The 12,798-nt window shown below is 36.7% G+C and carries 10 protein-coding genes; 5 read left to right on the top strand and 5 right to left on the bottom strand.

Annotated features, from left to right (window positions below):
* Complete coding sequence (locus tag EGI31_RS17710; RefSeq protein ID WP_255038489.1) at positions 1-861, bottom strand: transglutaminase-like domain-containing protein; 861 nt, start codon at positions 859-861, stop codon at positions 1-3.
* 74 nt (positions 862-935) lie between these two features.
* On the opposite strand from EGI31_RS17710, the gene galE reads away from it, so the two are divergent.
* Genes galE through rfbA form a run of 3 tightly spaced genes read left to right on the top strand, consistent with a single transcriptional unit; the run spans position 936 to position 3,889 of the window.
* Positions 936-1,955, top strand: coding sequence for a UDP-glucose 4-epimerase GalE (gene galE / locus EGI31_RS17705; RefSeq protein ID WP_255038488.1), 1,020 nt, complete (start codon positions 936-938; stop codon positions 1,953-1,955).
* On the top strand, positions 1,955-3,025 hold the full coding sequence (gene rfbB, locus EGI31_RS17700; RefSeq protein WP_255038487.1) for a dTDP-glucose 4,6-dehydratase: 1,071 nt from the start codon (positions 1,955-1,957) through the stop codon (positions 3,023-3,025). Before galE ends, rfbB begins: the two co-directional genes overlap by 1 nt.
* 3 nt (positions 3,026-3,028) lie before the next feature.
* Positions 3,029-3,889: a glucose-1-phosphate thymidylyltransferase RfbA gene (gene rfbA, locus EGI31_RS17695; protein WP_255038486.1), complete on the top strand. Its 861-nt coding sequence runs from the start codon at positions 3,029-3,031 to the stop codon at positions 3,887-3,889.
* 10 nt (positions 3,890-3,899) lie between these two features.
* Here the strand turns inward: rfbA and EGI31_RS17690 are convergent, their stop codons facing one another.
* The gene (locus EGI31_RS17690) at positions 3,900-4,424 is read right to left on the bottom strand and encodes a nuclear transport factor 2 family protein (protein WP_255038485.1); all 525 of its coding nucleotides are present in this window, start codon (positions 4,422-4,424) and stop codon (positions 3,900-3,902) included.
* Positions 4,425-4,569: 145 nt separating this feature from the next.
* On the opposite strand from EGI31_RS17690, the gene lysM reads away from it, so the two are divergent.
* On the top strand, positions 4,570-5,025 hold the full coding sequence (lysM, locus tag EGI31_RS17685) for a peptidoglycan-binding protein LysM (RefSeq protein ID WP_255038484.1): 456 nt from the start codon (positions 4,570-4,572) through the stop codon (positions 5,023-5,025).
* Between the two features lie 52 nt (positions 5,026-5,077).
* Here lysM and EGI31_RS17680 read toward each other — a convergent pair whose 3' ends face one another.
* Positions 5,078-7,579 carry a zinc-dependent metalloprotease gene (locus EGI31_RS17680; protein ID WP_255038483.1) on the bottom strand — a complete coding sequence of 834 codons (2,502 nt, stop codon included), beginning with the start codon at positions 7,577-7,579 and terminating at the stop codon, positions 5,078-5,080.
* A gap of 46 nt (positions 7,580-7,625) precedes the next feature.
* Positions 7,626-10,883 carry a PAS domain S-box protein gene (locus EGI31_RS17675; RefSeq protein ID WP_255038482.1) on the bottom strand — a complete coding sequence of 1,086 codons (3,258 nt, stop codon included), beginning with the start codon at positions 10,881-10,883 and terminating at the stop codon, positions 7,626-7,628.
* An 81-nt stretch (positions 10,884-10,964) separates the two neighbouring features.
* On the opposite strand from EGI31_RS17675, the gene rsmA reads away from it, so the two are divergent.
* Positions 10,965-11,744: a 16S rRNA (adenine(1518)-N(6)/adenine(1519)-N(6))-dimethyltransferase RsmA gene (gene rsmA / locus EGI31_RS17670; RefSeq protein WP_255038481.1), complete on the top strand. Its 780-nt coding sequence runs from the start codon at positions 10,965-10,967 to the stop codon at positions 11,742-11,744.
* On the opposite strand, the gene EGI31_RS17665 is transcribed toward rsmA, so the two are convergent.
* A complete protein-coding gene (locus EGI31_RS17665; RefSeq protein WP_255038480.1) occupies positions 11,724-12,779 on the bottom strand; it encodes a response regulator in 1,056 nt (351 codons plus the stop codon). The two genes, rsmA and EGI31_RS17665, sit on opposite strands and share 21 nt — an antisense overlap.
* Positions 12,780-12,798 lie beyond the last annotated feature (19 nt).

Genomic DNA, 12,798 nt, shown 5'->3' with positions numbered 1-12,798 from the left:
TTATTCGAAAAGGGTAAGTATTTCGTTAATCTCCATTCTTTTATCTTCTTCTCCAGCTTTTTGGTAAGCAAAAGAAAGATTGGTTAGAATCCGTTTGATTATTTCGGTATTGGAGCACGATTTGTAGTATTTTTCGTTGGGTTCGATGTTCATTTGTTTCAAATAATCATCAATGTCTTTTTCTACAAAAACTTGACCTCTATTGAAAGGATTCAAGTAAAAACGATAACCTGGATAATCAAAAATCAAAACGAAAAGGTTTGGAAGGTTGACACCATAGATAGGCAAGTCTAGTTTTTGAGCAAGTAAAATATACAGACAGCTCAAGGCAACAGGATTGCCTTTTTTTTCTTTAAGAACCAAGTTGAACATGGAGTTGGAGGGAGAATGAAAGTTTTTAATGTTTGGTTCAAACATAAAATATTCGAATATTACCTCGTTCAAGACTTTTACCATATCATTAGGGTGCATTTTGTCTTGCGTACGAAGCCATATCTCCATTTGGATATTTTTTATTTCTTCACTTATGGTCTCTATTTTGAGGTCAGGAAACTGATATTTTGAAATTAACCAAAGCCCTGTAAGCAAGTCAGACGTATTGGTGTTTTTCCATATTTCAAACTCGGCAAATAGATTAGAAAGGTGCATATCATGTACCAGGTCTTCAAGTTTTTTTTGCACTGTGGGATTGAGACCTTTGTTTTCCTTTTCTCTTTTCAAAATCGGAATAGCTTCTTGACCCAGATTTTTGAGATTAGTTTCTATAATGCTAACTACCTCGACATCTGTATCATCTAGCAGCGAAACCATTGCTTTTATATCCTCCCTATTCATCACGGTAGTTTTTTTGGTCAATATCATAAGGATTCAATTTAAAACCAAACAATATTTTTAAAACATTTTTTATCTTAGTATTTTTGTCAAAATATCTCAATATGAACGTACTCGTTACTGGAGGAGCAGGTTTTATTGGCTCACACACAGTTGTAGAATTGGTAAATGCAGGTTTTTCACCTGTAATTATTGATGATCTTAGTAATTCGTCGATTACTGTACTAACTGGCCTCAAAAATATACTTGGCTTTGATGTTCCCTTTTACCAAGCAGATTGTAACGATTTTTCGACTGTCGAATCCATAGTCAAAAAGCATGATATTCAGGGGATTATCCATTTTGCTGCATTTAAAGCGGTGGGAGAGTCTGTTCAGAAGCCCATCAAATATTACAAGAACAACATAGGTTCTCTGCTTAATATTTTAGAAGTAATGCAGGCCACAAGTGTTCAAAACCTTGTCTTTAGTTCTTCATGCACAGTTTATGGTGAACCTGACCTAATTCCCGTTAGTGAAGAAACCCCAAAGAAAAAAACAGAATCACCTTACGGAAATACCAAGGCTATTGCCGAGGATATTTTGGAAGATGTCATAAAATCTGGTGAGAATATGAATATAATCTCACTCCGATATTTCAATCCAATCGGTGCACATGATAGTGCGGAGATTGGAGAATTGCCAAATGGAGTACCAAGCAATCTGATTCCTTTTGTGACCCAAACAGCGATCGGTAAAAGGCCAAAACTGGTGGTTTTCGGGAATGATTATGATACTGTGGATGGTTCAAATGTTAGGGATTTTATTCATGTGGTTGACTTGGCAAAAGCCCATGTGGCGGCCTTGGATTTATTGAAAACAAAAAATGGTACATTTTATGATGTCTTTAATATAGGTACAGGCAAGGGTAACTCTGTTTTAGAAGTAATTCAAACTTTCGAAAAGGTAAATGGACTAAAGCTGAATTATGAGATAGGTCCAAGAAGAGCAGGGGATGTGGAGAAGATATACGGAAATGTAGAAAAGGCATCTAAAATATTAAACTGGAAAACCGAAAAAACATTGGAAGAAAGTTTAAAAGATGCCTGGGCATGGGAATTAAAATTAAAAAACAATAATAATTGATGAGTTTTGAAAAAAGTATTTTGATAACTGGTGGAGCCGGTTTTATTGGCTCCCATGTGGTGCGATTATTTGTTACGCAATATCCACAATACCAGACAGTTAATTTGGATAAATTGACATATGCAGGCAATTTGGAAAACCTTAAAGATATTGACAGCTTACCGAACTATGTTTTTGAACATGGAGATATTGTAGATGAAGCTTACATTGATGGACTTTTTGCTAAATATCAATTTGACGGAGTAATACATTTGGCGGCGGAATCACATGTGGATAGGTCTATAACCGATCCTATGGCATTTGTGAAAACCAACGTGATTGGTACCTGTAATTTGTTAAATGCGGCCAAGAATACATGGAAAGGTAATATGGAGAGCAAGCGTTTTTATCACGTATCAACAGATGAGGTTTACGGGGAGCTACATGACCCAAGTGAGTTTTTTGTTGAAACTACGAGTTACGACCCAAGGTCGCCGTATTCGGCATCAAAAGCCAGTTCGGATCATTTTGTGAGAGCCTATCACAACACCTATGGCTTGCCTGTAGTGGTTTCAAATTGCTCAAATAATTACGGGCCAAATCATTTTCCGGAGAAGTTGATTCCATTGATGATAAATAACATCAAAAACGGCAAACCCCTGCCAGTATATGGCAAAGGCGAAAACGTGAGAGATTGGTTGTACGTTATTGACCATGCAAGAGCTATCGATGCTATTTTTCATAATGGGAAAAACGGAGATACATATAACATCGGTGGTAATAATGAGTGGAAAAACCTTGACCTCGTTCATTTACTTTGTGATTTGATGGACCAAAAACTAGGCAATCCGCAAGGAAAAAGCAAAGAATTAATTACCTATGTAACTGACAGAGCTGGTCATGACCTCAGATATGCTATAGATGCTACCAAATTGATGACCGAGTTGGGCTGGAATCCATCTGTAACTTTCGAGGAAGGTTTGTCCAAGACGGTTGATTGGTATCTTAATAATTGGGATTGGATAGAGAATATTACCTCGGGTGATTATCAGAAATACTATTCATCTATGTACGAAAATAAAACAAGCTAAAAAATGAAAGGAATTATATTGGCTGGTGGTAGCGGTACTAGACTTCACCCCTTGACATTGGCAGTTAGTAAACAATTGATGCCTGTTTACGATAAGCCTATGATTTATTACCCCTTATCGATTTTGATGTTGGCGGGTATAAACGAGGTCTTGATTATTTCTACGCCCCATGACCTACCGCATTTTAAGAAATTATTGGGTGATGGTTCGCAAATAGGATGTAAGTTTGAATATGCCGAACAGGCAGTGCCAAATGGCCTTGCTCAGGCTTTTGTAATTGGTGAAGAGTTTATTGGAACTGACAAAGTAGCTTTGGTGCTAGGTGATAATATTTTTTATGGAAGCGGTCTTAGCAAACTTTTACAGTCTTGTGCTGATCCTGACGGAGGAATGGTTTTCGCTTATCCAGTTCAGGATCCGGAGAGATACGGAGTAGTAGAGTTCGATGCGGATTTTAATGCACTTAGTATCGAGGAAAAACCTGAAGTTCCTAAAAGTAATTACGCAGTGCCTGGTTTGTATTTTTACGACAATGACGTTGTAGAAATAGCTAAGAATATTGAGCCTTCGCCAAGAGGAGAATATGAAATAACCGATGTGAACAGAGTATATCTGGAAAGGGGAAATCTGAAGGTTGGGGTTATGAATCGTGGAACGGCTTGGTTAGACACTGGTACTTTTAATTCGCTAATGCAAGCAGGCCAGTTTGTACAAGTCATAGAGGAAAGACAAGGCCTAAAGGTGGGTTGTATAGAAGAGGTGGCTTACAGAATGGGTTTCATCACCAAAGAACAGCTCATAAAAATAGCCCAACCTCTGGTAAAGTCGGGCTATGGTCAGTATCTTTTAAATATTCTGAAATAAAATTTTCAAATCACCAGCCGTCGTTTACTACAGGTTTCTTTTTAACTGGAGGGGTGGCGGCTGCTGTTTTTCCTTTTGCTTTGGGGTCTACTTTTGCTACCATAGGGCTCGAGGATGTAACAGATTCTTCTTTTTCGATTCTTGAATAAACTCTGCTTACGATTTTCCACTCGTTATTTACTTTCAAAAGATTCAATAAGTCTATAATCTTAGAAGTTGGATACTCAGTTTCCGTAACTGCTGTTGCTGCAGTGCCAGCGTAAGACCACGAAACTATTTTTGTAGTCCGCTCCATTTTTTGATTTGGTTTTATTTTCGATGCCAAAGATTCCACTGTCATTCCGGTAACACCAGTCTTGCCAACAGATTTTTGTATTGCATCACTTAAGAAGGCCTTTTTGAATCTTTCTACCTCTCCATTCGTTCCACCTTCAAGATAATCGTTCACGGTTTGGGTAATTAGCTCCTCGTCAGACTGGGCATTTGCCATTTGCAATGATAAAACCAACCCTAAGATTAAAAGTATGTTTCGCATTTGATTAAAATTATTTTTCTGCAATTTAAACGTATTTTTTGAATCAATATTTTTTGTGACATTTTTTTTTCTTTTCTGTCTAAATACCAGACAAAAAATTTAAATTTGTCTTTAATAAATTTTCAATTTTAAAATTTCAACAACAATGGGATTAATGTCGTTTTTTAAGGGAGTAGGTGAGAAGATTTTTGGTAAATCAGAATCTGAAGTTGCCGAAAAAACTCCAGAGCTTAAGGCTTCGGCTCTTTTGGCTCATGTACAGGGACTAGGTTTAGCGTTTAAAGCTCTTACAGTTAAAGTAAATGGTGACACAGTTACTATTTCTGGTGAAACTGAAAGCCAAGAAGACGCTGAGAAAATTGCCTTGGCAGTAGGAAACGTTGAAGGTGTAGGTGCGGTTGACAATCAGATGGTTGTCTCTACTCCGGCTCCTGAGGCAAGATACCATACCGTTGAGAAAGGTGACTCCCTTTCTAAAATAGCAAAAGCTGTTTACGGTGATGCCATGAAATACCCTGTGATTTTTGAAGCAAACAAACCAATGTTGAAGGATCCTGATCTAATTTACCCAGGTCAAGTTTTGAGAATTCCTGAGTTATAAGATAATAAGCTTATACTATTTCAAGAGGAGAGTCTTTAGAGGCTCTCCTTTTCTATTTGACAATCTGATAGTTATAGGTTTTGTTGGTTCCTATTAACTTTAAACAGTATTTGCCAGTGCCGATATTTGATAAATCCAGATCACCGCTAGATTGATTTTTTGTCCATTGTGTTTTGAGTATTTCCCCTTTAATATTGTAAATCAGTACCTTTGAAATTCTTTCGTTGGAAGCCTCGAAATGTACTTTTTCTTGGGTAACTGGATTTGGGAAGACCTTTATCTCTCTATTTTCGACTGGATTGTTTCCTAGAATCGTTTGGACCACAACACTTGCAGAGCCAGAAACACTTCCGATTCCACAATAATTAGAGATGCCTTTAAGTCTATATTCGGTAGTTAAGAGTGGATTCACAGCAATTTTTATTTCTGGAGTATTGATATTGAAATCTCCCAATGGGTCTATTGACACATTCCAAGGTGGTGAACCTTTTAGATTGAGCTGTACAAAGGCAGAGTCTCCCAAGAAAATACTTGTGCTCCCTGAGATCTCGGCTGACACTGGATCATCCACAATTACTTCCAGTTTACTTTTTAGGCTTTCGCAGCCATTAGAATCACTTTGAGAAACGAAGTAATTTTTTTTGTAAGCCTGTTTGGTGTTTAGTAATACACTGAAGGTAAAGTCTTTAGAGTTATCTTCGTCATACCATTTGAGATTTTTGCCTATTGCAGTCAAAAAATAGTTTTCTGCTCCATAACAAACATGCAGTGGAGTTACGATGCTTGGCTGAGCTGGTGGGTTTTTAACAATGAAAGATATGGTATTACTAAATTCCCCCAATTTTTTACCGACGATTTTCAGAGCATATGTTTTGTCTTTTTGGATTTCTTGAGGCAAGTAAAATTGAAGAGAATTTTGACTCAAATTTGGTAATATAATTATTGTTTGAGAATTGTGTTTAATTTGGAGTTGGTAATAATCTGCACTCTCAGTTGTTCTTACGCCTGTTAGTGGCATGTTTATGAGCGTTTCATTACAAAATACTCCATTGCTTTCTATTTTTATAGAGGGTTGCAAGACCTCTATGAAGACACTTGGAGATTGGGCTAATGTGCCGCATTCGTTCGAAATTTCTGAAATAGAAAATAATCTATTTGAATCGGCCTCTATGCTGAAACTGATAGATTTAGAGGTGATATTGCTGTAGTTGAAACCGTCCCAGTCTTTAAAACTCCATGGCCCTGAGCCTCCAAATGTTACGTTTAAATGGAATGATTCTCCACGATTTACTTTTATTTGGGAACTTGTTATTTCAGCCGTGGGATATGACTTGATTTCAAAATTTTGGCTCAAAGGACTCTCAGAGTAGGGAAGAGTGGATTTCACAATGAGTCGATAGTTGCTTCCTGTTTCCCATGATTGATCTACTTTGACTTTGATTTGTTTGTCACTCAGAACTTCAAACTCTGACACCTCTCTAAAATTTTCGCCGTTTTTGTCAGAAATTTCAACTTTCAATTGATTTTTAGCATCAAAAGATCCAGTTTTTTGATAATCTACAATAACATTTTCGCCCTTGCAATATACATTCTTGTCCAAATTTAAAACACTTAAAAAGTTCGAGACGTTTTTGGTAATTTTGTATTCAGCTAATGGAGAAAGGCGAATATTCAAGCCTGATTCCATTTTTTGAAATTGCATTGGTGTAAACTTGAAGCCACATTTGTGGTGATAGGACATGAAATTGTCAACCGGCGGATAGTAGCTCTCTCCATTGAAATCTCTGATTTCTGAGGGTATTTTTTCGTTACAACCGAACGAAAATATGGATGGTATTCTATCAAAAGGATCGGCTGGTGTATCACACAGCATATCTCCAGTGGTACTACAATTAGCCCCTATACTACGTGTAACCAGTTCTCGTTTCGTAATGTCTTCGTGGTTGCTGTCTTGATAAGTGTGCAGCAAACCAAAATAATGGCCTAACTCGTGTGTGATTATTTTTTCTTTAAGAAGCGAAAAATGACTTGGTGAATTGTCTAAGTAGCTCAGCACTATGTTATTAGAGCCTTGGCTAAGGTTAGGTAAACTGGTGTATCCATTTAATTGACTGAGGTCTGGCCTTGTAATGGTGTGCGTGAAATAAATATTAATGCCTTCGTTGCTGTCATATTTTGATCTCAGTTCTCCCTCGTTTTCGGTTTTTAGGTCATAATATTCATCGTCTACGATATGTTGAATATTATTATTGTCCACTATAAACTGAATATTGATGGGTAGAAAGTCTTGGTTTATTTTATTTATCAATTCAAAAACCTGAGTCGTGGAAATGCTAGGTGAGCCTTTGCTATTGTGAATTACTTTTGGTTTAAGATAAATTTCATAAGCAGTTCCTTTTCTAAGTTTTTTGGATGGTTTGGTATTTTTTAGTAACTCAAGGTATGTTTTCTTTTCTTCTGGAGAAAAATTACCTACACCACACCAAGTTTGTCCATTGGCTGATAGCAAAATGAATGTAAAGCCAAAAAATAAAAATATTCTCCGGAGAATCATAATTTTCACCCAACAAATTTCGAGCCGCAAATGTACTCTTTTGGGATTAAATATTTGCGTATTTGGCCTTGAATTGTTCAAATTCCTTGGTCAGAATTGCTGCTCTTTCCTGAAATCCATCCAGATTGCCAACTTTTGCAGGTACTTCTATGTCTTTGGTTATTTCATGAATTCGCATGAGACCTATAGTGCCGGAGTTTCCTTTGAGTGTATGAAGTTCCTTTTGAATGGTCACGACATCGTTTTTATGGAAGGCGGCTATGGCGTTAGCTATTTGTTCTTCTGCTTCCTTTTCAAAATCCTCAAAAACAGACAGTAACATTTCTTGTCCCACCATTTCTCTCAGACTTTCGATTACCTCCGGGTCAAATTCTGGAATCTCAGGAGAGATTTCGAAACTTGCATTTTCTTTTATTTCAGGAGAATTTTTTTCTGAGTCATCAATTTTAATCGTGATTTTTCCGTTGATATATTCGGCCACTTTCTTGATAAGTAAATTGGCACGAATAGGTTTGGAAATATAATCGTCCATACCTTTCGATATGAAATTCTCACGGTCGTGTTGCATGGAATAGGCCGTCATGGCCACAACTTTTGGTAGTTTATCGCCAAATTTTTCTTTTAGTTTTTGGGTAGTTTCAATTCCGTCCATTTCGGGCATTTGAATGTCCATCAATATGACATCGAAGTCTTGATTTTCTGTAAAAATATCAATGGCTTTCTGACCTGAATCTGCACTTTCTACTGTACAATTTGCTTTTTTTAGAATTTCTGAGGCTACTTTTCTATTAACTGCATTATCATCTACCAACAATATTTTTGGTGAGTAATCTTTGAAGAAATTATTAAAAGAGATTTCGTTTTCAGAAAACTCGCTCGCATTTACATCGGCCTGTATGGCAGGTTTGGCCTTTATAGAAAACCAGAAATTACTTCCCTGACCTTGTTGTGAAATCAAGCCAATTTCGCCTCCCATTTGACGACATAGTTCTTTAGATATTACCAAACCTAAACCTGTCCCGCCAAAAGATTTTTTTGTAGAAATGTCCAGCTGTTGGAATGAGCTGAAAAGCTTTTTCTGATTTTCTTCTGAAATTCCAATTCCAGTATCAATAATTTCGAATTTGATCATTTTTTCAATCCCATCCTCGTGGTCTGAGCTACTAACTCTAACTTTAATCTGGCCATTTTGGGTGAATTTAATGGCATTTGATGTTAAATTCGAAAGTATCTGTAATAGCCGAATCTGGTCACCTTCAATACACGAAGGGGTGTCGTGTGTTATCTCAAATATTAGTTCGTTGTTTTTCTCTCGTGCTTTTTGGTTAAACAAGGCCACCAAATTTTTAAGTGTTTCCTTGATTTCAAATGGCTTGTAGGCCAGTTCCATTTTGCCAGCCTCTATTTTTGATAAATCCAGAATATCATTCAAGATCGTCAATAACGTTTCTGATGATTTCTTGATGGTTTGGACGTAATCTTTTTGGATTTTTTCGAGAGGTGTTTCGTTTAGTACGTCTATCATACCAATGATTCCGTTCATTGGGGTACGGATTTCGTGACTCATGTTGGCCAGAAACTGCTCTTTTATTTTCAAAGAGTGTTCAGCTTCATTTTTGGCTTTTTTTAGTTCTTCCGCACTTTTCATAAGTTCAGTTATATCTCTGGCTACTCCTTCCACTTCTATAGGAATTCCCTTGGAGTCTTTAATCATCCTAATATTGAGCATAAACTGCCTCAGGGTTTGGTCTTTGCGTTTTACGATAACTTCGAAATTTGTGATGCTGCCTGTCTTGAGCAAGGCCTTTATATCCTGCGAAGAATTCTGTGCGTTTTCAAAAAATTTATCAACCTTTTGATGAATAACTTCTTCTACTGTGTAACCTGTATGTGCCAAAACAGATGGCGAAATCATGATTACATTACCAGCGAGGTCTGTTCTGTAGTATATATCTATAAATGATTCTATGGTGTTTCTGAACTTATTTTCACTTTTTTGAAGGTTTATAAGTGCATTTTTCTTTTCAGTTACGTTTCTTGCTATGCCTGACACCTCTTCTATTTGGCCGTCGTCTTCTGACAAAATTGGATTTAAGTAGAACTCAAACCAATTGTTTCCACCATCTTTTTCGCCCCAATGCATTTCAAAATACTGTGGTAAACCCTGAAAAGCCAGGTTGTATTTTTCTCTTAAAATGGGCTTGTCTTCAGAGCTAATGAGTTTCCAGCCAAGTTTTTCTATGCTACTTCCAATTGTCGGTGATACTCCAAGTTGTTCGTAAATGAGATTGTGATAGTTTTTGTTAAATGAGCTCAGTTGTCTTTTTTGTGTGACGGTCCAAATATAATGCGTACTGCTATCAAAAATGGCGTTAAGTCGAGCAGTTTGAAGTAGCAGTTCTTCCTCCGATTTTTTACGCTCCATGGCGATGGCAATCTGGCCCGAAACAAACTCCAAAAGCTCAAGATCTCTACTCGAAAACTTGTTTTCGTCAGAATATGATTTTATGCCAATTACTCCAATGGTTTTCTCGTTGATTTTTAGCGGAACCAGTATTTGCACCGCAGGTAAGTTGGACTCATAAATGAAAAGTTTTTCTTTTTCTATCAAAAGAGATAATTCTTCTTTGTTGAAAATCAGTGGTTTATTCTGTAAAATGGAATATTCAATGAGGCCATTTCCCAACTTTCTCTTAAGATAGTTTTGGCCGGTTTCATAATATTCATCCACATGGTACGGAAAATAGATGCTATTGTTCTCGGGTTCATAAACTGCCACAAAGAAATTATTGGCATAAATGTTCTTTTGAAGATTTTGGTGAACTTGCATCAAAAAACCTTCTAAACTTTTGGTATTGAGGTTACTCTGAGCAATGGCGTAGTATAAGTTTTGGGCTGCTTCAGCTCTCCTTCTTTGTGTAATGTCTTTAAGAATACACCTGAAAGACACGGCCTCGCCCTTTACATATCTACAATTGATATCGCCGGAGAGGTAAATTCTTTTCTTTTGTTTGTTGCGTATAACCAACAAAAAATCGGAGATGGGCTCACCGTTTTTAATTTTTTCGAAGTCCGACTTTATGGATTCCTTAAACTGCGGATGTAAGATATCATCAATAGATATTTCCTTTATTTCGGCCCTAGAATAGTCCAGAAGTTCTAAAAAAGCATTATTTACAAACATAAATTCACCCACAAGTGACAACATCAGTATGATGTCGGAGGTGTTATCTACAAAATCTTGAAGTAAATCAAAATTGTCATTTGTTTGTGATTCTGCTTTGTTGAGGTTTTGGGTTGCCATATAGGTTTCGAAAGTTTTTCTGCCTAAAACTAAATAATTAATGCTTAATTTTGGGTATTATTTCAATAAAAAGAATTTCATTTGGAAAACGTAAGAGCAAAGAAACATTTGGGTCAGCATTTTTTAAAAGACCTCGATGCGGCCAAGAGAATAGTGGATTTGTATCAAGACAAAAACAGTAACAAACTGGTTTTAGAAATAGGACCAGGTATGGGAGTTCTTACGCAATATTTGCTGAAAAGAGAGGAACTTGATTTGGTTTTGGTAGAAATAGACACCGAGTCGGTTGCTTATTTAAAGAAGAATTTCAGTATTGCTGAGGACAAAATAATAGAGGGGGATTTTTTGAAAATGAACTTTGAAGAGAAGTTGCAAGTGTCTGGTAATCAGAAATTTGGAATTATTGGGAATTTTCCTTACAACATCTCTTCACAAATTTTCTTTACTGTTTTAGACCACAAAGATCAGATTGAAGAGATTGTGGGCATGGTTCAAAAGGAAGTGGGTCAACGAATAGCCTCAAAACCGGGCAATAAAGACTATGGTATTTTGAGTGTGCTATTGCAGGCCTTTTATGATATTGAATATTGCTTTACAGTACTTCCGGGAGCTTTTAATCCACCACCTAAAGTTGATTCAGGCGTAATCAGGTTGGTTAGAAATTATGACAAAGTTCTCGATTGTGATTTCAAGAAATTTAAATTGGTAGTAAAAACGGCTTTTAATCAAAGACGAAAAATGCTATCGAATGCTCTCAAGCCAATTACCACCAAAGAAATTCCTTATGCCAACAAAAGAGCAGAAAATCTTGATTATCTGCAATTTGTAGAGCTGACTAAGTTAATTTTTGAGACGGCGTAGTTTCTCAAGATCCAATATTTTTATTTTTCCTGAGGAAATTTCTATCAGTTTTTCATCTTTAAAATCGGAAAGTGTTCTGATAGCAGTTTCTATAGAAGTACCAGCCATATTGGACAGGTCCTCTCTACTGATTTTCAATCCATTTACTGGTTTTTTATCTTCGTTCTGCTCAAAAAACTTAATAAGGCATTCTGAAACTCTTTTTCTTACAGAGTTGTAGGCCAGTTTAAGCAACTGGTCCTCGTTTTCTTTGATATTGTCAGATAACATTTTGATGAATTTCTGAGATACTTGTCTGTTCTGGTGGATAAGTTTGAAAAACTCAGACTTGGGAATTAGTGTAATTTCGCAGTCTTCCAAGGCCGCGGCTGATTCCATGTAGCTGTTTTCACGCATCAAGTTGACGTATCCAAAGAAATCTCCTTCGTTGTGAAGGTTGATTATCAGTTCTTTGCCATCTTCGTTGGTTTTATAGGTTTTTATTTTTCCTTGTTCTATATAAAACAAATAAAGTGGGAAGTCTCCCTCTCTGAAAATCTCTGATTTCTTTTTGTATTTTCTTTTTTCTCGGTTATTTGTAAGGTTTTTAAGCTCTTGTTCGCCACCTACATCTCTTACCAAATTGTTGAGCCCGTCTATATTTCTCGAATATTTTTTTTCGAGCAACTCCATTTTTTTAAACCTACTTTCAATGGCATTCAGCAGGTCTACATCGTCAAAAGGTTTGGTGATATAGTCGTCTGCACCCATTTCCATGCCTTTTCTAAAGTCTTGACGGTCAGCCTTGGCCGTGAGAAAAATAAAAGGAATATTTTCGGTGTCAGGGTTTTTTGACAATAAATGTAAGACACTGTAGCCATCCAAAACTGGCATCATGATATCACAAATAATCAGATCAGGTTTTGAACTAGCGGCCAATTCAACTCCAATCTTGCCGTTTTCTGCGGTTAATACTTCGTAGCCGTCCAATTCAAGTATTTCAGCTGTGTTTTCTCTTATTTCGTTATTGTCCTCTATGAGCAAAATTCGTTTCATCTGATTGTTTTTATGATGG

It is taken from the genome of Lacihabitans soyangensis (genome assembly GCF_024343775.1).
GTDB classification, from domain to species: domain Bacteria; phylum Bacteroidota; class Bacteroidia; order Cytophagales; family Spirosomataceae; genus Leadbetterella; species Leadbetterella soyangensis.
Note: the sequence above shows the minus strand (reverse complement) of the source record. Positions and strands in the feature narration are given on the sequence as shown.

Coding starts and splice junctions, on each gene's coding strand:
- EGI31_RS17710 (WP_255038489.1), bottom strand. CDS start 861: ATGATATTGACCAAAAAAACTACCGTGATGAATAGGGAGGATATAAAA.
- galE (WP_255038488.1), top strand. CDS start 936: ATGAACGTACTCGTTACTGGAGGAGCAGGTTTTATTGGCTCACACACA.
- rfbB (WP_255038487.1), top strand. CDS start 1,955: ATGAGTTTTGAAAAAAGTATTTTGATAACTGGTGGAGCCGGTTTTATT.
- rfbA (WP_255038486.1), top strand. CDS start 3,029: ATGAAAGGAATTATATTGGCTGGTGGTAGCGGTACTAGACTTCACCCC.
- EGI31_RS17690 (WP_255038485.1), bottom strand. CDS start 4,424: ATGCGAAACATACTTTTAATCTTAGGGTTGGTTTTATCATTGCAAATG.
- lysM (WP_255038484.1), top strand. CDS start 4,570: ATGGGATTAATGTCGTTTTTTAAGGGAGTAGGTGAGAAGATTTTTGGT.
- EGI31_RS17680 (WP_255038483.1), bottom strand. CDS start 7,579: ATGATTCTCCGGAGAATATTTTTATTTTTTGGCTTTACATTCATTTTG.
- EGI31_RS17675 (WP_255038482.1), bottom strand. CDS start 10,883: ATGGCAACCCAAAACCTCAACAAAGCAGAATCACAAACAAATGACAAT.
- EGI31_RS17665 (WP_255038480.1), bottom strand. CDS start 12,779: ATGAAACGAATTTTGCTCATAGAGGACAATAACGAAATAAGAGAAAAC.